The 23,821-nt window shown below is 60.3% G+C and carries 17 protein-coding genes, 1 tRNA gene and 1 pseudogene; 14 read left to right on the top strand and 5 right to left on the bottom strand.

Annotated features, from left to right (window positions below):
• Positions 1-8 precede the first annotated feature (8 nt).
• The gene (mobB, locus tag P6U29_RS08490; RefSeq protein ID WP_407117166.1) at positions 9-536 is read right to left on the bottom strand and encodes a molybdopterin-guanine dinucleotide biosynthesis protein B; all 528 of its coding nucleotides are present in this window, start codon (positions 534-536) and stop codon (positions 9-11) included.
• A gap of 107 nt (positions 537-643) precedes the next feature.
• Here mobB and P6U29_RS08485 point away from each other — a divergent pair, with 107 nt between their 5' ends.
• From P6U29_RS08485 to P6U29_RS08475, 3 genes and pseudogenes are all read left to right on the top strand, one after another.
• Positions 644-1,534, top strand: a complete 891-nt coding sequence (locus tag P6U29_RS08485) for a formate dehydrogenase accessory sulfurtransferase FdhD (RefSeq protein WP_407117165.1) — start codon at positions 644-646, stop codon at positions 1,532-1,534.
• 64 nt (positions 1,535-1,598) lie between these two features.
• Entirely contained in the window at positions 1,599-2,171 is a 573-nt protein-coding gene (mobA, locus tag P6U29_RS08480) for a molybdenum cofactor guanylyltransferase MobA (protein WP_407119276.1), read from the top strand.
• A gap of 80 nt (positions 2,172-2,251) precedes the next feature.
• Positions 2,252-2,443, top strand: a pseudogene (locus P6U29_RS08475) (hypothetical protein); the annotation flags it as partial.
• A 46-nt stretch (positions 2,444-2,489) separates the two neighbouring features.
• Here P6U29_RS08475 and P6U29_RS08470 read toward each other — a convergent pair.
• From P6U29_RS08470 to P6U29_RS08460, 3 genes are read right to left on the bottom strand one after another with little or no spacing between them, the layout of a single operon-like run.
• Positions 2,490-4,445, bottom strand: coding sequence for a molybdopterin biosynthesis protein (locus P6U29_RS08470; protein WP_407117164.1), 1,956 nt, complete (start codon positions 4,443-4,445; stop codon positions 2,490-2,492).
• 12 nt (positions 4,446-4,457) lie between these two features.
• Positions 4,458-5,564: a molybdopterin-binding protein gene (locus P6U29_RS08465; protein ID WP_407117163.1), complete on the bottom strand. Its 1,107-nt coding sequence runs from the start codon at positions 5,562-5,564 to the stop codon at positions 4,458-4,460.
• A gap of 54 nt (positions 5,565-5,618) precedes the next feature.
• The gene (locus tag P6U29_RS08460) at positions 5,619-6,446 is read right to left on the bottom strand and encodes a substrate-binding domain-containing protein (RefSeq protein WP_407117162.1); all 828 of its coding nucleotides are present in this window, start codon (positions 6,444-6,446) and stop codon (positions 5,619-5,621) included.
• A 259-nt stretch (positions 6,447-6,705) separates the two neighbouring features.
• Between P6U29_RS08460 and P6U29_RS08455 the strand changes: the two genes are divergently transcribed.
• Together P6U29_RS08455 and P6U29_RS08450 are read left to right on the top strand one after the other, a co-directional pair.
• Positions 6,706-7,599, top strand: a complete 894-nt coding sequence (locus P6U29_RS08455) for a substrate-binding domain-containing protein (RefSeq protein ID WP_407117161.1) — start codon at positions 6,706-6,708, stop codon at positions 7,597-7,599.
• 99 nt (positions 7,600-7,698) lie between these two features.
• Positions 7,699-8,928 carry an ABC transporter substrate-binding protein gene (locus tag P6U29_RS08450; protein WP_407117160.1) on the top strand — a complete coding sequence of 410 codons (1,230 nt, stop codon included), beginning with the start codon at positions 7,699-7,701 and terminating at the stop codon, positions 8,926-8,928.
• A 136-nt stretch (positions 8,929-9,064) separates the two neighbouring features.
• Here P6U29_RS08450 and P6U29_RS08445 read toward each other — a convergent pair whose 3' ends face one another.
• The gene (locus P6U29_RS08445) at positions 9,065-10,027 is read right to left on the bottom strand and encodes a TAXI family TRAP transporter solute-binding subunit (RefSeq protein WP_407117159.1); all 963 of its coding nucleotides are present in this window, start codon (positions 10,025-10,027) and stop codon (positions 9,065-9,067) included.
• 106 nt (positions 10,028-10,133) lie between these two features.
• On the opposite strand from P6U29_RS08445, the gene P6U29_RS08440 reads away from it, so the two are divergent.
• The 9 genes from P6U29_RS08440 (at position 10,134) to P6U29_RS08400 (ending at position 23,724) form a co-directional block, all read left to right on the top strand.
• A complete protein-coding gene (locus P6U29_RS08440) occupies positions 10,134-11,108 on the top strand; it encodes a Bug family tripartite tricarboxylate transporter substrate binding protein (RefSeq protein ID WP_407117158.1) in 975 nt (324 codons plus the stop codon).
• Between the two features lie 326 nt (positions 11,109-11,434).
• Positions 11,435-11,510, top strand: a tRNA-Ile gene (locus P6U29_RS08435).
• A 102-nt stretch (positions 11,511-11,612) separates the two neighbouring features.
• Positions 11,613-11,774: a hypothetical protein gene (locus P6U29_RS08430; RefSeq protein WP_407117157.1), complete on the top strand. Its 162-nt coding sequence runs from the start codon at positions 11,613-11,615 to the stop codon at positions 11,772-11,774.
• A 75-nt stretch (positions 11,775-11,849) separates the two neighbouring features.
• The gene (locus P6U29_RS08425) at positions 11,850-12,170 is read left to right on the top strand and encodes a hypothetical protein (protein WP_407117156.1); all 321 of its coding nucleotides are present in this window, start codon (positions 11,850-11,852) and stop codon (positions 12,168-12,170) included.
• Positions 12,139-12,432, top strand: a complete 294-nt coding sequence (locus P6U29_RS08420; RefSeq protein ID WP_407117155.1) for a hypothetical protein — start codon at positions 12,139-12,141, stop codon at positions 12,430-12,432. Before P6U29_RS08425 ends, P6U29_RS08420 begins: the two co-directional genes overlap by 32 nt.
• A 505-nt stretch (positions 12,433-12,937) precedes the next feature.
• Entirely contained in the window at positions 12,938-17,317 is a 4,380-nt protein-coding gene (locus P6U29_RS08415; RefSeq protein WP_407117154.1) for a hypothetical protein, read from the top strand.
• On the top strand, positions 17,305-18,768 hold the full coding sequence (locus tag P6U29_RS08410) for a hypothetical protein (RefSeq protein ID WP_407117153.1): 1,464 nt from the start codon (positions 17,305-17,307) through the stop codon (positions 18,766-18,768). Before P6U29_RS08415 ends, P6U29_RS08410 begins: the two co-directional genes overlap by 13 nt.
• 17 nt (positions 18,769-18,785) lie before the next feature.
• Entirely contained in the window at positions 18,786-22,580 is a 3,795-nt protein-coding gene (locus P6U29_RS08405) for a hypothetical protein (protein ID WP_407117152.1), read from the top strand.
• 268 nt (positions 22,581-22,848) lie between these two features.
• Positions 22,849-23,724, top strand: a complete 876-nt coding sequence (locus P6U29_RS08400) for a hypothetical protein (protein WP_407117151.1) — start codon at positions 22,849-22,851, stop codon at positions 23,722-23,724.
• The last annotated feature ends 97 nt before the right edge of the window (positions 23,725-23,821 follow it).

Genomic DNA, 23,821 nt, shown 5'->3' with positions numbered 1-23,821 from the left:
GTGCCTCGTCAGCGTATCGCGGTGCTTCTTGCCACCGCTTCCTCGACCGGCATCGCCGCACGCAGCAGCAACGCGGCCACGGCGGGGATATCATCGAGATGGACGGTCGGCAGCCGGGTTTCAACCGCGGTGTCGGTCGCAATCCCGGCAATTCCGGGATCGTCCGGAAACAGCAGCGGTTTGCCGTTCGCGGCACGATACACCTCGATCTTGCGATGCGGCTCGCGCTTGAAGCCCTCGACCACGACGAGATCGACCGCGGAGAGCTTGCCGAGCAGTTCCGGCAGCCGCGGCTCGGCCGCCCCGCGCAACTCATGCATCAACGCCCAGCGCTTTGACGAAGCGACCAGCACCTCCGCTGCGCCGGCCTCTCGATGGCGCCAGGAATCCTTGCCGGGCACATCGACGTCAAACTGGTGATGCGCATGCTTGATCACGGAGACACGCAGGCCTTGCGCGTTGAAATGCGGGATCAACCGCGTCAACAGCGTGGTCTTGCCCGCACCACTCCAGCCCGCAAGGCCGATGACTTTCATCGCAACTCGATCTCCGCCAGCCGCACGACGCGACTGGAACCGCCTTCTCCATTGTCTTGAGCATGCTTATATCGGCTTGACCCGAATGTCATGCTAACCTCGCCGCCATGATGAAGATCGACAAAGCCCCGGTGCCGCTGATCGTCCCCAACCCGGACGACCCGCGCCTGACCCAGAGCGTGACCGGCACCGACCAGACCGGCGCCAGGGTCGAGATCAAGGTCCCGATGGAGCGGCCGCTGACGCTCTACCTGAATGCCCAGGAGATCGTCACCATGATGACGATCGGCGACTATCCGGAATATCTGGCGCTCGGCTACCTGCTGAACCAGAACATGCTGAAATATAATGACGTGGTCACCGAGGTCGAATACGACGACGACCTCCAGGTGGTCGTCGTGCGCACCGAGCACCACACCAATTTCGAGGCCAAGCTGAAGAAGCGTACGCAGACCTCGGGCTGCGCCCAGGGCACCGCCTTCGGCGACCTCTTGGAGGCGGTCGAGAGCGCCGCACTGCCGAAGGCGGAGCTGCGCACCTCCTGGCTCTACCAGATGACGCAGACCATCAACACCATGCCCTCGCTTTACCTCGAGGCCGGCGCGATCCACGGCTGCGTGCTATGCAAGGAGGGCGCGCCGCTCTGCTACACCGAGGATGTCGGCCGGCACAATGCCGTCGACAAGATCGCCGGCTGGATGTACCGCCACGGCGTCGATCCCTCCGACAAGATCCTCTACACCACGGGACGCCTCACCTCGGAGATGGTGATCAAGACCGTGCGCATGGGCATTCCGATCCTGGTGTCGCGCTCCGGCTTCACCGCCTGGGGTGTTGATCTCGCAAGGCAGGTCGGCCTGACGCTGATCGGGCGCACCCGCGGAAAACGCTTCATTGCGCTCGCGGGCGAGGAGCGCATCGTCTACGACCAGAACCTCGCTTACGTCGAGGAGGAGTCGGCCAAGCACAAGCGCAAGGGCGAAGGTGGTGACGACTAGGATTCCGGCAACGCGTGTTCCTTCGACTCTTGGCGTGCTGCTCGCCGGCGGGCTCGCACGGCGCATGGGCGGCGGTGACAAGCCGATGCGCACCATCGGCGGCCGCACCATTCTGGAGCGCGTGATCGCGCGCCTATCGCCCCAGTGCAGCGGGCTGATCCTCAACGCCAACGGCGATCCCGCCCGCTTCGCCGCCTTCGGCTTGCAAGTCGTCGCCGACGACGTGCCCGGCTTTCCCGGCCCGCTCGCCGGCATCCTCGCCGCGCTCGACTGGACCGCGGCGAACCGGCCGGAGATCGAATGGGTGCTCAGCGCCGCCGGCGACTGCCCGTTCCTGCCGCGCGATCTCGTCGCACGGCTGCATGACGCGCGCGCACGCGAGAACGCGCAGCTTGCGGTCGCCGCATCAGGCGAGCAATCGCATCCGGTGATCGGCCTGTGGCGCGTCGCCTTGCGCGACGAACTGCGCCACGCGCTTGTCGTCGAAGATCTCCGCAAGATCGACCGCTGGACCGCGCGCTATCCGCTGACGACGGTGACATGGCCGAACGAGCCGCTCGATCCATTCTTCAATGCGAACACAGTCGAGGACATTGCCGAGGCCGAGCGGCTGGCGGCACGGGATGACGCATCCTAAGGCGGTGCATTGAGCTTTTGGCCGTGAACCGGGCCGAGCAAGGGAACGACCAATGATTGGTACGTTACCCCGGACGAGCCATGGCCGACTCTCTCTTGGACGTCATATTCGACGTTGTCGATCTCGCACTGGATGTTTCGGACACGATCGATCGCACGAAACAGCTGAGCAAGCCTGACAGCGTCGAGGTCCCGCCGGACCCGAAGCCGCTGCCGCCCGCCGCGCAGCGTGCGCTCGCCGAAGCCGAGGAGCGCGAGCGCGCCGCTCAGGCCGCCAGTGGCACCGACCAGCCGTCGTAGCCATAGACCCAGCTGGTATCTACGCGGGCCGGAAGCCCGCGCGCTCGAGTGCTGCGCGCGCCGCGTCCGAGCCGAGCGCATCGAGAAAGGCCTGCACTCCCGGCCGGTCTTTGCGCGGCGTCACCAGCGCGAAGTCATAATGCTCTTCCGCCAGCGGAATGAAGCCGAGGCCGGCCGCATGGGCGACTGGCGCAATCGTCATGCCCCAGTCGGCGCGCTGCTGGGCGACGGCCGCCGCCACCGCATTGTGCGAACGCGGCTGGTTCCAGTAGCCTTCCGGCCGTACGCCGCCGAGTAGTCGGTCGATCAGGATGCGCGTGCCGGCGCTCTGGTTGCGGTTGACCATGATGCAGCTTGAGTCCGCGAGCGCGGCAGCGACCGCATCCTTCGCGTTCAGGCCCGCGAAGCGCGTGTCGTCCTTGCGGAAGACAATGCCCTGCATCCGGCGCCACCCCGGCACGAGCTCCAGTCCCTCGACAAGGTAAGGCGTGTTGTAGGTCTCGCTCTTATCGTCGAACAGATGGATTGGCGCGAGGTCGCACTCGCCACGCTTTGCTGCCGCCAATCCTCCGAGGCTGCCGATGGCGATCGAGCGCACGGTCAGGCCGGCATGCGCGAGCTGTGCGGTGACGAGATCGAGGCCGGTGCAATGGCTGCCGACGATGACGAGATCGGGCACGCGCACATGCGGCGTGAACAGCGTCACGTCGGCTTCAGTTCCGGCCGCCATCTGGTCCGCCAGCGCATCGATGCGCAGAAAACCGTCGGCCTGCGCGAACGAGGTGATTGCACCAGAACCCTTGCCGGAAGGATAGGCGATCAGGCCGTCCCTGCCCTGCACGAGCGAGAGCGAGACCATGACGAACTCGGTGCGGCCGAGCTCGGACGCAATGCGCACCGGCACGGTCGCGCTGACCTTGGCATCGGAGCGCGGCGGCAGGCCGGCCATCCTGCGCAGCACCGGCACGATCATGTCGTGGAAGGTGAACATGGCCGAGGTTGGAAATCCCGGCAGGATCACCACCGGCTTGCCGTCGCACACCGCAAGGCACAGCGGCTTGCCCGGCTTGAGCGCAACGCCATGCGCAATGATGCCGGGCTGACCGAGCCGGCCGATGATGCGATGGGAGAGATCGCCCGCGCCTTTCGACGTGCCGCCCGACAGCACCAGCATGTCGGAGTCCGCCAGCGCGCGCCGCATGGCGGATTCGAGCTCGGCTTCATCGTCGGGAATGGCACCGAGGAAGATGGCCTCGCCACCATTCTCGTCGACCGCGGCCACGACGATGGCGCCGTTGGTATCGTAGATTTCGGCAGGTCCGAGCGGCTGGCCCGGCTGAACCAGTTCGTCGCCGGTGGAGATCACGGCGACCCGCGGCCGACGCGCGACACTCACCTCGGCAATGCCGCAAGCGGCCAGCATGCCGATCTCGCGCGAGCCCATGATGGTGCCGGCGCGCAGCAGCGCCTCGCCGCGTGCGATGTCGGATCCGGCGTACGAGACGAACTGCCCCGGTGAGGCGGCGCGACGGACTTCGATCGCATCGAGGCCGGCCGGCTGGGTGTGCTCGACCATGACCACGGCATCGGCGCCGCGCGGCAGCGGACCGCCGGTGGCAATCAGCGTCGCGGTCCCGGCCGCCACTTGCAGCGACGGCGCGGTGCCGCAATGAATGGTCTCGCCGTTCAGCGCCAGGCGCACGGGCGCGCCTTCGCCAGCCGCCGCAAGATCGGCAGAGCGCACGGCAAAGCCGTCGACATTGGACCGGTCGAATGGCGGCACGTCGATCGGCGCGGTGATATCTTCGGCGAGCGCCGCACCGAGCGCAGCGGCGAGCTTGCGCGTTTCGCTTCGAAGCACGCGCGGGAACAAAGCCGCCTCGAAGCGCGCCAGGGCCTCCTCGCGCGAGAGGATCTTGAGGAACTGCTCCTGTTCAAGCGCGCTGCGATCTGGTGATTTCGGGATCATCGTCATGCCAGACCCATATCACTCCCGCATCGGATGCGCATCGACCGGCATACCTGCCGCAAATCCCTCGTCACTGGCGGGAATGAGCAGCCATGCGTCCGCACGGACGATTGCCTGAAGCGGCCATTCGCCCACGGCAAGCGGCAGCCACGCACGATGTTCCTCGGCCAGCAAAGCGATCTCAGTGATGCCGACACTGGATGCGATTTTTCGCGCGAGCGGCAGGGACACTTTTAGGCGCGGCCGACGCGCCGACAAACGGTCGACGAGCGGCAGCACGAGCGCGAGCCACGCCGCAAGCGCAGAATCGGGCGAGCCGGGCAACGCGACGACGGGAACTCGTCCCAGCCGTCCGACGGCGGCGGTACGCCCGGGCTGGAGCGCAAGGCCGTGCGCCATCACCTCGCCGCGCTGCGCCAGGGCCGTGATGGCGGCGTCCTGGCGTCCGACACCGCTACCGCCGATGGACAGCAGAAGATCGCAGGAGGACGCATCAAGCACATCGGCAATCGCTGCTTCATCGCGTGCACGAGCTTGACGCGTGTCCACGTCCAGCCCCGTGGCGCGCGCAATCCCGGCGATCATATGCATCGCTGCCGTTGCGCCCGGCACGTTCACGATGTGCAGCCGCGGCCGGCGCACGCCGATTTTCTCCACGCCCGCAACGCGCGCGAGCAGCAGATCCGCCGCGCCGATGGGACGGCCCTCGGCGCCGGCAGGCATGCGTTCCACGATGTCGCTGCCGGCGCGCCGGACGCCCTGTCCGGGCACGCCCTCCGCCAGCACCTGGGCAAGCGGCCCCGACACATCCACCGCGTCGGCATCGAGCACACAATCGCGTCCCGCCGGCATCGCGTCACCGGCCTCGACCCACGAAGGCACTTCTGTCAAAGGCAGCGGCGAGTAAGCGGACGCGCCGACGAGATCATTGGCGGATAGCGCCCAACCGTCTGCGGCGGCAATGTCGCGCGAAGGATAGGCCGCAAGCAGTGGAGTGCCCGCCGCGATGCAGCCGATCGCGTCCGCCAGCAGCACCTCCACCGGCGCGACGGGATCAACGCCTCGCAGCAAAGCGGCGAGCGCGGTGTCGAGCGGCGTGAGCGAGGACGGCAGGCGCTGGGTCATGCGCCATGATGGATCATGCATCGTCCGGTTTGGCAACCGCCGACGATGGCGACCTCAGCCGCCCGACCTGTCCGAATTGGGAAAGAACAGCTGCTGCCCGTCGACCTTGTAGCCGGCGATCGCCGTCTGCCCCTCGGGCGACGTCAGCCAGTCGATGAAAGTCTGCGCGAGGTCCTTTTTCACGTTCGGGAACTTCTCGGGGTTCACGAGCATCACGCCATACTGGTTGAGCAGCCGCCGGTCGCCTTCGACGACGATGTCGAGATCGCCGCGATCTCTAAAGCCGATCCAGCTGCCGCGGTCCGACAGCACATAGGCGTTTGCCGCACGCGCCGCCTCGAGCGCCGCGTCCATGCCCTGCTTGGCCTCGCGATACCAGGCGCCCTTGGCGCTCGCGATGTCGATGCCGGCGACGATCCAAAGCGCGAGCTCCGCGGCGTGAGTGCCCGATCGATCGCCACGCGTCACGAACGGCGTGCCCTTGGCCTCGATCGCCTTCAGCGCCGTCGCGATGTCCTTGCCCTTCACGCCCGCAGGATCGCTCTTCGGCCCGATCAGCACATAGTCGTTGTACATCACGTCGTAGCGCTTCACGCCAAAGCCGTCGGCAACGAATTTCTCCTCCTGAGGCCTCGCGTGCATCAGCACGACGTCGACCTCGCCCCGTCGCGCGCCGTCGAGCACTTCGTCGGCGCGCCGCGCGATCACGGTTACGTCGATGCCAGACTTATCGCGGAAGATCGGCAGCAGATAGTCGAGCAGGCCGGACTCCTGCGTCGCCGTCGTCGTAGCGAGGACTATGCCGCGGTCCTCCGCGGACGACGCCGCAACGCCCGCGACAAGGCCGCACAGAAGCGCGAAGGCAACGGACAGGCGGCCCATGATCAGGTTCCCCACTGGCTATGAGGCGATCATGATGATCGATTGCGCCGCGCTCGTGACGCGGTTGCGCTGCTTAGCCGGGAAATTTCGGCAACACAGAGCGCTTTGGGATCGTTCACCAAAGCAGAAATCGCGCGTGCGGATGTGTTGCAAAGCAGCGAGATGATCGGGCATGGTTCCCGCGGACAAAAATCTGAAATGCAGAATTCCACCTGCGTCGGACGTCAAAAAGAAGCAAGAATTTGCATAGGAATGCAGGATGGAATTCCTGACGACCAGCGAAGCCGCCGATTATCTCCGGCTCGGCGAACGCAAGCTTTACGAACTCGTCACCACCGGTGCGATCCCCTGCAGCAAGGTGACGGGGAAATGGCTCTTCCCGCGGCACGAGCTTGACCTCTGGGTCCTGTCGGGCCTAGCGCGTCCGGCCGGCATGCTGATCGCCGAGCCACCGCCGGTCGTCGGCGGCAGCCGGGACGAGCTTTTGGACTGGAGCTTGCGCGAATCCGGCTCAGGGCTGGGATCGATAAGCGAGGGCAGCGCGCGCGGGCTCGAGCGCTTGCAGCGCAACGAGGTGATGGCTGCGGCGGTGCACTTCCACGCCCTGGACGCCTCCGACAATCTCGCCAGCGATGCCAGTGTCGAAGCCCTGCGGGCGGCTGCCGACCTGCATGATGCTGTGCTGGTCGGGTTCGTGCGCCGGGAAACGGGCCTGGTGCTGCCGCACGGCAATCCCAAGCAGCTGCACGGACTGACCGATGTGCTCGCAACTGGCGCCCGGATGGCGATGCGGCAACAGGGCACGGGCGCGCAGATGCTGCTCGACATGCTCCTGAAGCGCGCGGGCGCCTCGATCCGGGATTTGCGCCGCATCGAGACGCCGGCGCTGACCGGGCCGGATCTTGCCGAACTGGTTCGCGCCGGCCAGGCCGATTGCGGCATTGCGACGCGCGCCGCGGCGCGCTCGGCCCGTCTCGATTTCGTGCCGCTGGTCTGGGAGAACTTTGACCTTGCGATGCGGCAGCGCAGCTATTTCCGCCCTGCCATGCAGGCCTTGCTCCGCTTCCTGAACGAGCGGCGGCTGCGCCAGCGCGCCGAGGAGCTGACCGGCTACGATCCCTCGCCCGCAGGACTGATCCGCTTCGCTGCCTGACGTTGACGCCCGCCCCTAAACAGTTGCAAAAGAAACCAATTCAGCCGGGCATACCCGGACGCAACACCGGCCAACGAGCCGGCTCAGGGGAGGACAAACGTGAATCCAACCAGATTTGGACGGCCGGTCGCGGCCGCCTTCGCAGCGATGCTCTCGGCGGCGGCGCTGCTTTCAAATGCGGCGTCGGCGCAGGTTTCCGACGACGTCGTCAAGATCGGCGTGCTCACCGACATGAACGGACCGGCCTCGGCGCCGACCGGCCAGGGCTCGGTGACGGCGGCGCAGATGGCGATCGACGATTTCGGCGGCACCGTGCTCGGCAAGCCGATCAGCATCGTGATCGGCGACCACCAGCTCAAGGCCGATGTCGGCGGCGCCATCGCACGGCGCTGGTTCGACGTCGACCAGGTCGACCTGATCGTCGACGTGCCGGTCTCGGCGGTCGGCCTCGCGGTGCAGAACATCGCCAACGAGAAGAAGCGGCTGTTCATCACCCACTCCACCGGCACCGCGGATTTCCACGGCAAGTTCTGCTCGCCTTACGCGATCCAATGGGTGTTCGACACCCGCGCGCTCGCTGTCGGCACCGCGGATGCCGTGGTCAAGCGCGGCGGCGACAGCTGGTTCTTCATCACCGACGACTATGCCTTCGGCCATTCGCTGGAGCGCGACGCCTCCGCCGTCGTCACCGCCAATGGCGGCAAGGTGCTGGGCTCGGTGCGGCCGCCGCTGGCAACGCCCGATCTCTCCTCCTTCGTGCTGCAGGCGCAGGCCTCCAAGGCCAAGATCATCGGCATTGCCGCAGGCCCGCCCAACAACATGAACGAGATCAAGACCGGCGCCGAGTTCGGCGTGTTCAAGGGCGGCCAGCAGATGGCGGCGCTGCTGGCGCTGATCACCGACATCCACGGCCTCGGCCTGCAGGCGGCTCAAGGCCTGCTCCTGACCACGTCGTTCTACTGGGACATGGACGACAAGACCCGCGAATGGTCGAAGCGCTACTTCGCCAAGATGAACAAGATGCCGTCGATGTGGCAGGCCGGCGTCTATTCCAGCGTGATGCACTATCTCAACGCGATCAAGGAGACCGGCACCGACAATCCGCTTAAAGTCGCGGCCAAGATGCGCGAGAAGCCGATCGAGGATTTCTTCGCCCGCAACGGCAAACTGCGCGAGGACAATCTGATGGTGCACGATCTCTGGCTGGTGCAGGTGAAGACGCCGGAGGAGAGCAAGTACCCGTGGGACTATTACAAGATCCTCACGACCATCTCCGGCGACAAGGCGTTTGGTCCGCCCGACCCGGCGTGTGCGCTGGTGAAGAAGTGACGATCGCTTAAAGCGATCGTCACTCCGTGGCGGTGCGAAGCACCGAACTACGGTGCGCAATTGCGCACCTGAGAATCTCGAGATTCCGGGTTCGCGTCTTCGACGCGCTCCGGAATGACGGCCGCTTAGGCGACCGTCACTTCACCACCCCGATCTCGCGAAAATACTTCATCACGCCCGGATGGATCAGCTCCACCTTTGGCGCGGCCGCGACCGTGTTCGCGGCCGTGGTTTCGCAGGCCTGCGCCAGCTTCCTGCAGAACGTCGCCTCGATACCGTGCAGCGTCTTCGCGAGCCGATAGGCGACATCGTCGGACAGATCTTCGCGCGTCAGCACAAAGCTCCACGAGCCGAGCGAGGCGATCGGCTCGGTCTGCTTCGGGTAGCTGCGGGCCGGCACAGTCAGCGGCTTCAGGAACGCATGCTTGGCGCGGATGCGCGCGATCTCTTCCGCGCTCGGCGCGATGAAGCGCGCGCCTGATGCGCTCGCGGCCACCGCGGCAAAGCCGGGCCAGCCGATGCCGGCGCCCCAGAGCGCGGCGACGCGGCCGTCCTCGACCATCGCAGGGCCGTCGCCGGCGCGGTCGAGATAGATCGCCTTGAAGTCCTCGTCCTGCTTCAGCCCGAGACCATCGAGCACATAGCGCGCCAGGATCGGCAGGCCGGAGCGTTTGGCGCCGAACGCGACGGGCTGGCCGACGAGATCGCGAATCGTCCTGTAGGGACTGTCCGCGCGCACCACGAACATGCCGGGGTTGGAATAGATCGCCGTGAGAATCTTCAGACGCACCGGCGCGCGGCCGATGCCGGCAAAGGCCTCGTAGGCCGGCTCGCCCGCGACCAGCGCGAGATCGAGCTCGCCCTTTTCCAGAAGCGGGATGTTCTCGTTGCTGCCCTTGGTGTTGCGGGGAGCGATGGACATTTGCGGATCCGCCGCGTTCATCACCTCGGCGAAGGCGCTGCCATAGAGCGGAAAGCCGCCGCCAGGTGTCGCGGTGCCCAGGCTGAGTGTCGTGGTCGGAATGGCCGTGCCTCCGGTTTGAGCGGCGGCCGGGCTTGCGAGCAACGCCGCGCTGATCAGGATAGTCGCGAATCTCATGGTCGTTCCTGGCGGACCTGCGTCAACACCGACTTGCGGCGATGTAGGCAGCGGCCGGTTTTTGTGAAAGCATGCGCCCAACGACAATAGAACAATGGGAGGTGTCATGTTGCGAATTTTGCGTAACGGTGTTTTCGGGCTCGCAATTCTCTTAGGTCTTTTCAGCGCCACCCCTCCCGCCGCCGCCGGCTACCCCGACCGCCCCGTGCATTGGCTGATCGGCTTTGCCGCCGGCGGTCCTGTCGACATCGTGGCGCGGATCATGGCGCAGTGGCTGTCGGACCGTCTCGGCCAGCAGGTCATCGTCGAGAACCGCACCGGATCCGGCGGCAACATCGCCGCCGCGGCCGCGATCAACGCAGCCCCGGACGGCTACACGCTGCTGTTCGTCGCGCCCAACAACGCGATCTCGACCTCGCTCTATAAGAAGCTGCCGTTCGACTTTTTGCGCGACACCGTGCCTGTCGCCAGCATCATGCAGCTCACCAACATGCTGGTCGTCTCCAACGCGTTTCCGCCGAAGACGGTTCAGGAGTTCATCGACTATTGCAAGGCCAATCCCGGCAAGATCTCCTTTGCCTCGTCCGGCAACGGCACCTCGGTGCACATGTCGGCCGAGCTGTTCAAGGTGATGACGAAGTGCGACATGGTGCACGTGCCCTATCGCGGCTCGGCCATCGCCTTCCCCGACATCATCTCCAACAAGGTGCAGCTGATCTTCGACAATTTGCCCTCGGCGATGGAGCAGGTGAAGGGCGGCAATGTCCGCGCGCTCGGGGTGACCTCGCCGCAGCGCTGGCCGAGCGTGCCCGACGTGCCCGCGATCGCCGAGACCGTGCCGGGATTCGAAGCGGTCGGCTTCTACGGCATCTCCGCGCCGAAGGGCACGCCGCCCGAAGTGATCGAGATCCTCAACAAGGCCGTCGGCGAAGCGCTGAAGGACCCGAAGCTGGTCGCGCGCCTCACTGAAGTCGGCGGCCTCCCCAAGCCGATGACGCCCGCCGAGTTCGGCAAGCTGGTTGCGGACGAAACCGAGAAGTGGCGCAAGGTCGTGGAGTTCGCCGGGGTTTCGGTGGACTAGGGCCGAGGCCCGCCCGCTTGCTTGCAAGACATCTGGGGGACCCGCGGGTCCCCTTCAAACAAAAAATCGAAAAACAACCCCATGCACAGTAGACGAGGCCAGCAATTACAAGGGCTTACGGAAGCACCAAACGAGCCTTGACGGAGTTCGATTTGACCCGTCGGGCAAAACAGGACTATAAGAGCATCATCGCGGATTTCGGGTATTCAAAAAGATCGGTCACGCTGGCGTTCCCGTCCGCGAGAGCCAGCATTGCACCCCCGCCTCAGGCCCTGTAAACGAACCGCGCACCGTTGCCGGCCGCGCCAAGCGGCCGCCTCGCGGCGGGGCCTGTAGCTCAATGGTTAGAGCCGGCCGCTCATAACGGTCTGGTTGCAGGTTCGAGTCCTGCCGGGCCCACCAATGAGATCAAATACTTGGCTTGACGTACATTTCTACGGCGGACCGTTTCGCGGACCGCTTCGCAACCCTCGTTATCACTTCAGGCCCGACATGAAAGGCCTTTTGACGCTCGCCATCCAACGGGAATGGCTCCCCGAGGCGGCATGTGGTCATGTGGTGGACATCCTGCCGATGCTGCGCAATCACCTCCGGCCCAGCCAGCCGCATCTCAACCCCGATGGCAGCTTACAAATGATGAAGCTTTGTCGCCTGTTCGCGCCCTGAAGGCGGCCACCCGCTCCCCCACGCAACCGGAAGCTGTTAGAGTGTTGCCGTGCCAAGGCTGGGGAGATCGCAGAGTTGAACGTCCAACAAGAAGTCACGATCAAGATCGACGATTCATTCACGGGACCAGTCTGCGACTACAGCATCGGTTTCCTCAAGTTCAGGTACGAGGGAAAGATTGAAGTCGCCGATCCAAAAGGGACCGGCACCTTCGTCAAGCTCGGCAAGCTCTACGGCATCCTGACTGCTGGGCACGTCCTGAAGGAATTTAGCGAGCAGGAAACGGTCGGCCTCGTACGCTTCCCCAGCGTAACACCTGCGCTCCAAAACCGCCGCCTCAACCTCGGCCACACCAAGCGCGTGATTGACTGGAACGGTATTCAAAGAAGACGGTAACGATCTGGTCGAAGTCGAAATCAGCTACGAGACGGGACCGAAAGTTCCGAAATCCTACGGCGGAGTTAGCGGCGGGGCTTTATGGGAGTTGCATGTTGAGCTCGACAAGGATTTGAAGGTGTTCAAGGTCAATAAAAAGCTCCACGGCGTCGCTTTCCGCCAGTCGGGCGATAAGAAGCGCGTGACGGCTAACGCCGCAGCGTTGATCGATGGCATCGTCGAAACGAAAATTATCCCGACCTGCCCTGAGGCCAGCGCTTAAACATTTCCCGCCCTGAAATTTGAGCCTCGAAGGAGCCCATGGCAAGCAGACTTTTCTTGGGAGTAGCAAGTGCAAGGAGGTTCCGGATGCAGTGCGCCGAGGGTCCGCGCGAGGGCTCCGTTTAGGGATACGCGGGGATGCGGCGCGATGAATCGGTATACCTTGCGCGCGCGAGGGGCTTGCCTTGCCCCTTAGCAAACGAATGAGGAGCCACCCGCTGAGGGGCAGTGATAGCGACGCGGGACGGCGGGACCCGAAAGCGAGTACAGTCGCGAGACCGGAAGGCACCCGCGCGACGGGCATTGATAGCGGTGCCGGAACGGCATTTCTGCGAGTGCCTCCGGCGAGCGATACCTGACCCGCGCGAGGAACGAAGGCGGATGGCCGACACGCCCATGCGGCTCGGTGCACGAGAGCCATTCCGACTATCGGACGCGCACCAAATGCTTGCATATTTGCTATCATAGATGGAGCATTTTTTGATTCTTCAACTTGATAGGCTTTCTTGTCAAAGACAACCTTTAAACCCGCTGCAATCACGCGCGCGGCTTTTGAGTATCAAGACCTCATTGGCATTGAGGTGTTGATCAATTTTTATCGCGACCCTAGCCGTTATCAGTGGGTCGAACTTGAATCAGAGGATCGATCGGCAGGCTATCTCGATGACGTAGTGGCATTGCGAACAGATGGAAAGTTTGAATACACACAGGTCAAGTTCACGGTCGACCCCGACCGTTACGCCCTTACCTGGGATTGGCTCCTCGAACGGAAGGAACATGGTACGTCGCGGCTGAAAAAGTGGGCCGCGTCGCTCCAAAAGCACGGCAAGTCGGGTTTTATGGGCCTCGCCCAGCTTAGGACCAACCGCACGCCTGACGCCGAATTTGACCGAGCGCTCAAGGGGGAATTTGTCCAGCTTGGAAAGCTCTCACCGTCTCGCCGAGCGGAAATTGAACAGGAGCTTGGCGGCAGTGCCCCAACCCGCGCCTTCTTCAAGGTCTTTCGATTCAGACATTCCGAGATTACAGATGTTCAAGGGCTGGAGCAGCGGCTCAAAGGGTCGGTTGTGCCGACGGACACGACCACGGACGGTTGGTTATTTCTCCGGCAACAAGTTCGGAGATGGGCCACGGAGAAAAGGCAGCCAGAACCGGATGGCAAAATCCGCCATGACCATCTCGTGCAGGCCATTTCAAAGAAGCGGCCGAGGCCAATACCGCAGAACTTTCTAGTGCCGGACGTCTACGCGGTTCCGAGCCTAGATTTTCATGATCGCTTTCTCAAACGCGTTACGTCTGGACGATCCGCTCTCTCCGTTCTTTGGGGAACGCCGGGGCGCGGAAAAAGCACTTATCTCAGCTTCCTCATCAACGAATTAAGCAAGAAGAAGCTGCCGTGCATTCGCCATCACTATTTCCTCTCACTCGATGACACGACGACGGACCGCATCTCGTTCGCGGATATTGCCGGGTCCATGATGGAGCAGATGGCCGCGCGCTATCCTGAAGCCGTGAAGGATCGGAACTTAGAGGAAGCGCCGAACACTCTGCGCAAGTGGCTCGAAGCGTGCGGAGAGTATTTCGCGGCTCAAAATAAAAAGTTCTACGTTGTGGTCGACGGGCTTGATCACGTCTGGCGCGAACGCATGAACATCGACCAGATGGATCATCTGTTCAGCTATCTACTCCCCTGTCCCAAGAATGTTGTGCTGATCGTTGGGACGCAGCGTGTCGCCGACGTACAGCTACCCGCGAAATTGTTGGCAAGGGCCAGCTCCTCGGCTTGGATCGAGATTCCGCCGATGGACGAGCGCGCGGTCGATGACTGGATAAGAGGTCAGGACAAGGCCAAGCGGTTGAGGCTTCCGGATTATGCGCGCCGAAAGGAGCAGCGGAATGAAACCCTCGACGAAGTTAGCCGCGCCTTCTTCAAGATATCGCGTGGGCACCCGCTTCATCTGATTTATTCCTTTGAGACTCTTGTGCGGAGAGGCGCGATCGTCACGTCTGACGAAGTAACGATCCTCCCTCGCTGCCCTGACGGTGATATTCGCACCTACTATAGGAGCCTCTGGCGAAGGCTAAACCCTCAAGGCAAGCAGGTACTACATCTCGTCGCCGGTTCGGAGTTTCGTTGGCCTGCAGATGGTTTGAGACGCTGCGGCGGGAGCCTCGATGAGGTTGATCATTTACTTGAGCATCGCCGAACGGGCGTCATGCCGTTTCACGGCAGTATCGTCGCTTACGCGCGCGAACAGAGTGATCATGAGAGCACCTACCGAGCACTTCTGCCGAAAGTAATTAGGTGGCTTGAACGCGACGCACCGCCATTTTGGCGTTGGGGGTGGTTGTGGATCGCAAAAGCTCGGGTAGGCAAAGAGAGCGATCTTCTCACGAAGACGACGCGCAAATGGGTGATTGACTCTCTCGCTCTAGGGTGGCCTGACAGCCAAATCATCGCCATTCTTCGTGAAGCGGAAAACGCGGCTTTCGCCAAGGGTGACTATTGCCGCTGCGTCGAAGCCAGGAGCCTGAAGGTTCGCCTCCAGAATGGACCTCAATTCCAGATGCACCGGTATCCGGAGTTGGCTGAGGCAACCCTTCGCTCCTCAGAAAACCGCCAGCAAGTTCTTAACATGGCCGATGAGATCGGCTCGCTTCCCGATGCACAAATTATTACGCTGCTGCGGTCGCTTCCGGATGATCTAGCGGATGAGATCGGCGCGGAGTGCGAAGCCGAATTGCGGCGACGCGTGAACCTCTGGCTGGTACTCCGCAATCGACGCAGTGACGAATTTCGCGCCCTAGTTCGGAACGCCTTCGAAGCCCTGACGCGGATGCCAGATATTAGCGTCAAGAAGATACTGACATTCGTTGAAGGGTTCTCCTCGAATGATCCAATGTTCCACGCATTACTCGATTGCTTGACTCGTGGATTGCAGCTCGACGCCCTCGCAGACCTCGTCGGACTACTAAAGGGCGAGAAGTACAAGGCTCGGCAGGCGTTGGCTGGCGATGCGCTACTCCGTGCGTGCTTGATCGCTGGAGCCGATCCCAAAACGCGGATCGACGTGCGGCCCATAGCCGCATCGCCTCTCGTGGGCTGCTATCTCGTTTTGCAAGGAGAGTCTTGCCCGATCCTCAATTTCGAGTTCGACCCGGGCTTTCTTGAGCTAGAAAGGTACGAATACACTCCGGGGCCCAATCCGGGCTTGCAGCGGTTTTTCCACGGGCTGTTCTTTTCCGCGCTTGCGACATGCCGCAGCGCCGTTGGCAGTTTTTCGTTTGTGTTTCCCGGCGTAGATGAAACACGAATGGGATGGATGAAGGCTGCGGTGGAGGCACTTCGCGATCTCGCGCTTAGCATTGGAAATGGGAGTGCTGAGGCCAGTTTTTCGATTGTATTTGAGCGAGCGAACAACATCGCTCAGGTGATGGGTCGACGAACGACCGAAGCCGATTCCGCGCAATACTGGTCCTTCAAGGGCGCACTCCGGCAAATCGCCCTTGATCTGCATCTCATCACAGCGCCTCCCGGCGAACTCATCCCGGCTGCTCAATTCGCGGCGGCGAGGGCTACGCGACACTGGCTGGACGAAGCATGGCTCAACGACAATCTGGAAAATCGCTTCGTCTTGGTGGAAAAACCTGGAGCGCAAGTTCTTTTGGATGCCCTGCGTGAAAAGGAAAGCCGATCCGTAACGACCTTCAACGAGAGGGCCGAACGCTGGACGGAGCTCGCCCTGTTCGCACTCCTCTATGGGTTGCCCGACGCCACGGGATACGTAAAGCGTGCGGCAGATTGCCTTATCGGCTATGGATACCATAAGGACGTTTACATTTATGATGTGCTTGGTTCGATCGAACTGCTTCAAAAAGCAAAGTCGCCCAAAGCACTCGGCTTTCTGAAAAAAGTCGCGCCTGTCGTTGACCAAATAATGGATATGACAGATGGCGACGAAGTCCGAGGATCGCGCTCCGAACTTATCGAATTGATTGCGGAGTTGTGTCCAGAGAAGCTTCCAGATTGCTACGCCCACCACATTCAAGCAGATCGGCTCTCCTTGGCTGAAGATGTGCTCGAAGCCCACTGTAAACGGCTAAGTTTCGAGAATGAGGTTGAGAAGGCATTGGCGCGTACGTTCCTGGAACGCCGTGATGTTCTAATTCTCTCCGACTTGAAGGCTGCCGGAGTTTCAGCGGCAGGCGTTGCCTTTGCCGAGCAGGAACGTTTTCTAGGTGGCATCGCTCCCAGTAGGGAGTTTGATCGCAGTAGTTCGGATGATCCCGGGCGCAGGGGTAAACCGCCGGACGTGCGAAAGTTCAAACCATCACAATTTGCACAGCTTGTTGCTCGGGTTGGAGATGTTAACCTGGGTTACGATCATCGCGACGAAGCGCTCAGGCAATGGATCGATTATTGGCATGAGAAAAGGAAAGGCCGGGAAGCGTTAAGGGCTGTTGAAGCGTTTTTTCGGGACGAAGAACGGACCTACTCAACGGAGAGAGTTCTCGACAGTGCGTTTCTCGTGAGCTTGGCCGTCCAAGGAAGGCGGGATGCGTACAAATGGCTTGTTAAGGCGCATGCCGTACGGCGTGGTTGGCAGAGTTATTGGAGTTCAAGCGAGGAAGTCATTAAGCGGCTAGAATGGGCTGCAAAATACTATAAGGACCGCTGGCAGGAATTCATTCGAGACAGCTCAAAACCCGAGGCATTCTGGGAAAAGCGCGACTATGGGTTTAGCCTCGGGCTCAGATACCTTGTCCGCTTTCTCATCCTAGTCGGCCAGATCGAACTTGCGGAGAGCTACACGGCCACTCTCGTTGCAATCCTAATCGAGGAAACAGCGGACCAACCTTTGCCGGAGATTCCATGGCTTCGGTAGCATCTTCCTTGGATTCCACACTTCGGATGTTGCTGGAGCGGCTCAACTGGCCTGTCCGGATGGTGCGCATGGTCGCGGCCCGTGAATATGCGAAGCTGCTTTCTTCCTCTAAGCATAAGAAGGCCGCCACTAGAGCGTTTCTGCACTGGCTCTCGATAAGAAGGTTTGAGAGCGAAATCGCGACCGGTCTTGCGGTCCTTTTATGCGCTCGCGACGAAGACTTGCCGCCATTCAAAGATGTTTGTGAAGCGATCCAGCAGCCTTCGATCATCGTGGATATGCTACTGCAACACATTTATGGGGTTGGGCACCGGAAGAACGATTGGCGTACCGCACATTCCGGCTTGGCCCCGGACGACTTTGTGCCATCGAAATACTTCGAAGACCATAAGACTCAGAATGTTCCATTTCTTTTCAGCAACCAGATTAAGCGACTTGAGGGCCGCTATTGGTTTCCGTTTTCGCGGCAATGGGCCTTTGAGTGGCAAAAATTGATGGATCGAGGCGGAATTCCCCATTCGGACTTTCCGTACCATTTCGTCGGAAACCTCGCGCGAAGTGGAATCATCGGCCAATTCGAGCTGGCTCAGAGCGACGTGATGCGGTCGGCCTATCTTCGGATGCTGGCCTGTGCGGTCGCCGAAGGAGCCATGACGGCGCAACAGACCGGTTTCTACGCCATGGATTGTCTGCCGATCAATCGCGGTTTGTTTCGCATCATGCCGGTCGATCGCCCTGCATGGTTGGCGGACATCCCGGAAGAGTGTTGTGCCGAAGGAGCTTCGCTCGAAGTAAGCGCACGGAAGCTCATCGCGGCGAACGTCAATGGTTCAGATATGCAGTTCGTGAGCTTACTAACCCCGATTAAAGCGAGCCTATATGAATTTGGCGACCTGACCGTTTCTGCGGTACTCGCGACTGATGACTTTGTGCCGCCTGACATGAAGGAACCGTACTTTTCCCCCGGAGCAGGATGGCCTTTGCCGGATGCAATTACGTTCGAGGGAAAGTTAGACGAGGAGGATACTGAACGCTACGCCGTCGATGGGAAGTTGGGACGTTGCTTGCCTACTTGTCTGGATATGTTCCCTATGCCGTACGGCTACTGGCTATCTGACTATCTTGTCGCAGGGTACGCGCTGCCTGCTTCCTATCTCTTCCCGACGCCTCCTGACGTCGCTTGCGACGAAGCTGGAATTTCGGTGTACGCGGATGGTTCGATTGTGGCGAAGCTTTCCATTTGGCACGACCAGTGGACGCCTCTCTACACTCAAGACGGCGGCAACACACGTTGCGGAGTGCTGACAGAGATGGATAAATCCGCTTTGGAGCAAGCTTCTGCGCGGCATGGCTTGCGCCTTGGGTGGGTTGCTCAGTTGCGTCTCTGGAGCCGCAAGACAGACTACGGTGAGTATGAACTATCGATGCGGCGAGAGTTCTTTTTTGATTAGTCTCAAAGGTGTCGGATTTGAACGATGACGAGCCAGACCTAGAAGAGCTAATGCGCGCGATTGCGGCGAGCGTCGGTGCTGTACCCGTTGCGATGGTCATTGAGGAGCACCGTGAAGCTCTTGCAGATGTGGCTGATTTTGATCCTCTTCGGCTTGCTGCGACGTTCGCGGGGCTCCTCACGGTCCCCGAACTTCAATCGAGCTGTATTCGCTTAGAAGCCCTGGTGCATGTTTCTCTGGCGGTTGGACAAGGTCGCCGCAAGCCGGTCGACAGAGTCGTCGCACGATTGTTTCAGGAATTTGGAACAGGAAGGTTGGGCCGTCAGGAGGACCCCGCAGAAGACGTATTCGTTTCACTGATACGCTCACCGCGTGGAAATTTCCGCATCTTAGAGGGGACGTGGGAATCAGCGGGGTTTGATCTGCAACGTGTGTTGAACGCCCTTGAGCGCACACCCGCAAGGCCCCAGTTCGATCATTTGCGCAATGCTACATACGCGTTGTTGCAGCTTTCCGAGGCGATCTGTGCCCGCGCTAAGCTGGACCGCTATCAGCTAGGAAATGACATTCCGCAGGAGGCGCTTTCAAGCAAAATAGTCGGCTCGCTGAGTAGCCTGCGGCGGATTGTGCGGTTTAGCGATAATGACCTCGCCGACCTCGGCATTTCGATGGATGCCCTCGCTGAATTCGGATTTGATCCAAGCAGGCGCGCAGAGCTTGCCAATGAGCGTGTTGGAAATTCGTTCCTGGAGAGGTTCCCCGTTGCGTACAGAAACGGAGAGTGTGTTCTTTTGCTGCCTACGGCAGTAAGCGTCGCTATACGCCGTTTTCTCGTGGAAGAGATGAGACGCAAGGGCCTTACGGCCGTGTTCGCTGCAACGTTGGCATATGAGCACGCGCAACTGCTTGCCGAGACACCCTTGCTGGGGATGGCATCAGGCGCGCCCATCGAGTTCAGGCAGACGGATTATGGTCTGCTTGCCGGTGCCATGACGACCGCTGATCGCGGGCTCTATATAAGTTTTGTGTTCTTCGCCGACACGTTGGAGGATTTTGAACGCGAAGGAATGATGGGCATCTACCCGCCCGGCGATGCTTCGAAGCTTGATCAACTCATAGAGCGTTGGATTGACGAGGCGTACAACGCGGCAGTCAAGGAGCCCGATTTTCGTGAGTGCATAACGATCTTGGTGGGCTGTGGAATAGGCCGCGCAATCTCGGTCTATAAACCTCAAAAACGCCGTGAAAATTGGAGGCTGGAGTTCATCAGCGCGCCTGATCTCGTGACGTTGAGTTGGCTTGAGGATTTTACGGCGCTTTCACTGTGGCGTCTTATGGACTCCCGCGAACGGCTGTCCCAACTCGGAGTGATGCTGCAAAATATAAATGGTCTCTTGAACATCGTTGGCTGGGCGCGGTCTCTGGGCGGCGGTCATCTCGTGCCTCACGGGGACATGCCAGACGATTTTGGCAAGAGCGGAGTTCCGGCGTTTGTCATGGTGCAACAAAACGCTATCAAGGACGTGCGACATGAAGTCGTAGCTCACTGGAACCCGCACGTCACGCAGGACGTAGATGGGAAATGGATCAACGTACGGCGCGATGGCCGCGCGCTATTTGCCGAAGATAACGGTACGCCGTTTTATATGGCGGAGGAGAAATACGTTGGCGAACGCTGGCCGCGCGGCGTCTATGAAACCGACACAAGAGCGTGGTGGATGCAGCTCGTTACAACCAGCGACACAAGCGGCCATTGGGCTTATCAGCGCTCGTTAATGTTGAAGACGTGGATTTGCCGCATGGCTCCCGTTTTGGAGAGCATTCTCCCAGGGTTGCCGCGCGGGGCTCTTCTGTGGCGTGTGGAGTTTTCGGGAACGATTGGAGATGTCGAAGGGGCGGGCAAACGGGAGTTTCTAACGTTCGAAGCGGCGCAGGATGCGATCTCTATTTCCCTTCCGGGTGGCGGTCGGACTGTCGTACTGGCTGCGGGGCCAGATTTTGAGAAGGCGATCTATCATCCTGAAAACATAGCGGAGCGCGCGCTCGTTAGTCGATCAGTTGAAGCGTTCGCTCGTTTAGGCGGTGCTTCCTTTACTGAGGAACAGGTTCGCGCGGCAGTTCAGCAGATCGTGCAAGACGCAAGTGCGCGTCAATCGCACGGGTTTATGGCTCGGCGTTTCCGGGACTATGTACGGGACAGCGTTTGGGGAGAGCCAATCAAGGTAGACGAGGATGATTCCGCTTGGCTCAAGCTAGGCCTCGGGTGGCGAAAGCGTTCAAGAGATGAAGGGGGAGATATTCAAGGCAAGGAGAATTGCACGACTTATTTGAATGCGGTTGTACAAGAACTTGAGCACGAAATATGCGCCGATCTTCGAGCCTTAGATCGTCGTTCCGTTATCATGTTTGCGCTGAATAATCACGAGGCCGCGATAAATGATCGTGATAACTGGCGTCGTACGTCTTCGGCGGTACTTGCCCTCCATTCCGATAAGGAGGCCACGCTACGAACGATTGCCGAGCACGACTTTGAGCTCAACGCGATTTTTCTCGGTTCGCGCCTGATTGTGGAGTTTGCGATTTGTGAATGCCCACTTAGCGGAGGTCGCAAGCCGGGCCGTTTGGATATGTCCCGGCTGATGGCAAAGATGCTAACTCTATCCAACATGGGCGGTTGGTCCTCCGCTATTCATTGGGATGCCATGGAGCCGCGCGTTCGCATTACGCCGCTTGGCGACATTCACGCCAATGTTAGCTTTCAGGACGAGGTTCTAGCGCCCTATGCTCGTGCGGGCAGTGATTTGACTGTCGGAGAGGCTGTAAAGAATTACGGGAAACACCTTGAGCAGCCCGTTCCGAAGCCGACAGATGAAAGTGGATTTCCAAAGGAGTTCTGGGACGCGCTCGAAGAGGAAAGCGGCGCATCATTTGATGCCTCGCGCAAATTTCTCGATCTGGTCGAGGATTTGGGTATTAAGCGCGGCAAGGCAATCTTCACTATCAAGAAGGGCGAGCTAATTGACCTTGCAAAGGCGCAGGATGGAATAGAGTCCGAGGAGGCGTCGCGGCTAGTTGAGTTTCTGACTTTCGAGAGCCGACCTAGCTGGCGAGATGTGCCAAGTGGCTATGATGAGCGCGACCGTTTCCCATGGCGATTTCGTCGGCGACTGACAATCCTGCGCAAGCCGTTCTTGCAATTGGGGGACGGCAGCGATGATCCGGACCTCATCGTATCTCCGGGGATCGCGCGAGACGCCTACGTATATATGGCGCGGAACTACCATCGGGGCGATTTCCCGCTGTGGCAGTTGAAGCCGAAGATGCGGGTATGGTCCGGTCGTTCTCGTGATCGGATTGGTCATGAGTTTTGCCAAGAGGTCGCCGCCCGGATGCGAGAACTCGGCTGGAACGTCGAGACGGAAGTACCGGTAACAAAACTTCTGAGAAAGGGCTTTGATCAAAATTATGGTGATGTCGATGTTTTAGCTTGGAATAAGGATCTCGGCCGTGTCCTGCTAATGGAGTGCAAGGACGTTCAGCATCGAAAGATCGAAGGTGAAATAGCCGAGCAGCTTGCCGATTTCAGAGGCGAGTTGCGGTCGGACGGAAAGCCTGATCACCTTTTGCGGCACTTGAGGCGAATTGAAGTTATCACGGCTCACCCAAAAGAGGTTGCTGCGTATGTCGCGATCAACGCGCCAAAGATCGAGGGCCACCTCGTATTTAGGCATCCGGTCCCAATGAAATTTGCATGGCAGCGGATGGAAGCTCGAATAACCCTAAATTTGATGGATGATTTGGGAGGGGTCTAAGCATTAGGAAGGCGTATATCCCTGTATGACTAAACCTACGAGATGTGCGAGGGATTCCGCGCGATGCGCTGGTTAAAGCTGGTCGCGTTTCGGATTCGCGAATGATCGAACCGAATCTACTGCACTCCTGCATACGTTGGAAACTGCGCTTGATCTGGCAGAACGTAAATCTCAAGAAGCCGACTCGATAAATTATGTTCACAGTCGTCGGGATCTGGGCAGACCTGAAGGCGCATTCAGCTATGGTACCCATTTTTGGAGGGGTGGAATGTCGTATGCGGAAGAGTGGGACGCTCTGGCTAACCGAATACGTTCGCTCGGCGAGGTTGCCAGACTGTTTGCGCAATTCGCGGCGTCTAACGCCTCCGATACTTATGGGATAGCGAAAGATTTGGGCGATCAATGCGAGGCCATACTGCGGGAGATTGCGTCGTTCGAATCCGTGCACCATTCGACGCTGCCTAAAGAAGCGCTCGATTGCCTCAATAGATTCTTGAACGGGCATCCGGCAAAAGTTATTGGCACCAAAGGGAGCTCCCGCGAAGTCAAGGCCAGCATCTCCTTTTTATTATCGTTTGAATCCGAACTGACATACGCGCTTAAGGGAAAGCAGGAACTTCTCCGATCAAAGACGGAGCGAGCATTTCTTCATCTTCAACGCACCTTGGCGGTGGACAAGCAACATCAACAGAAGTGGAAGGATGCCTTCGCTAGCACGCGCGGCGAAGAAGCCTGCGAAAAGCTCGGCGCAGTTCACTTGCTTTGGCACGGGATATACCCATTCAAAGCTGGTGCCGCTGGCGCGACCACCGATTTGATATACCAAGAGCCAATCGACACCTCTATTGGAAGACGCGGTATTGACGGCTTGGTGCTAACAGAATGGAAAGTGGCCGACGAAAAGACCGCTCAGACTCGTTTTAGAGAGGCGCGTGATCAAGCCCAACTCTACAAGGGCGGTCTCTTGGCTGGCCTCGAACTAGCACAGTATCGCTACGTGGTCGTAGTGACGTTGCTCGATTTGCCGAAGGCCTTGATACCGGACGATGTACGGATTGGGGACGTTATTTATAGACACATCAATGTCGCGATAGAGCCTCGCTACCCTTCGCAACAGGCCCGCGCGACGACTAAGAAGAGCTAGGCACATTTCTCGGAGGAAAAGGACCGATATCAAACGTTTCTGCAATTGCCGGGATGATGAGCGCCCTTCGGGGCGCGACGGACATAACGAAGCCGCT

The sequence above is a fragment of the Bradyrhizobium sp. LMG 9283 genome (assembly GCF_045571415.1).
Taxonomy (GTDB): Bacteria; Pseudomonadota; Alphaproteobacteria; order Rhizobiales; family Xanthobacteraceae; genus Bradyrhizobium.
This window is presented reverse-complemented; position numbering and strand designations above follow the sequence as displayed.

Excerpts from the sequence above, each read along its gene's own strand:
- P6U29_RS08485 (WP_407117165.1), top strand. The coding sequence starts at position 644 with ATGATGAAGATCGACAAAGCCCCGGTGCCGCTGATCGTCCCCAACCCG.
- P6U29_RS08440 (WP_407117158.1), top strand. The coding sequence starts at position 10,134 with ATGTTGCGAATTTTGCGTAACGGTGTTTTCGGGCTCGCAATTCTCTTA.
- mobB (WP_407117166.1), bottom strand. The coding sequence starts at position 536 with ATGAAAGTCATCGGCCTTGCGGGCTGGAGTGGTGCGGGCAAGACCACG.
- P6U29_RS08470 (WP_407117164.1), bottom strand. The coding sequence starts at position 4,445 with ATGACGATGATCCCGAAATCACCAGATCGCAGCGCGCTTGAACAGGAG.
- P6U29_RS08400 (WP_407117151.1), top strand. The coding sequence starts at position 22,849 with ATGTCGTATGCGGAAGAGTGGGACGCTCTGGCTAACCGAATACGTTCG.
- P6U29_RS08460 (WP_407117162.1), bottom strand. The coding sequence starts at position 6,446 with ATGGGCCGCCTGTCCGTTGCCTTCGCGCTTCTGTGCGGCCTTGTCGCG.
- P6U29_RS08455 (WP_407117161.1), top strand. The coding sequence starts at position 6,706 with ATGGAATTCCTGACGACCAGCGAAGCCGCCGATTATCTCCGGCTCGGC.
- P6U29_RS08445 (WP_407117159.1), bottom strand. The coding sequence starts at position 10,027 with ATGAGATTCGCGACTATCCTGATCAGCGCGGCGTTGCTCGCAAGCCCG.
- P6U29_RS08465 (WP_407117163.1), bottom strand. The coding sequence starts at position 5,564 with ATGACCCAGCGCCTGCCGTCCTCGCTCACGCCGCTCGACACCGCGCTC.
- P6U29_RS08410 (WP_407117153.1), top strand. The coding sequence starts at position 17,305 with ATGGCTTCGGTAGCATCTTCCTTGGATTCCACACTTCGGATGTTGCTG.
- mobA (WP_407119276.1), top strand. The coding sequence starts at position 1,599 with ATGGGCGGCGGTGACAAGCCGATGCGCACCATCGGCGGCCGCACCATT.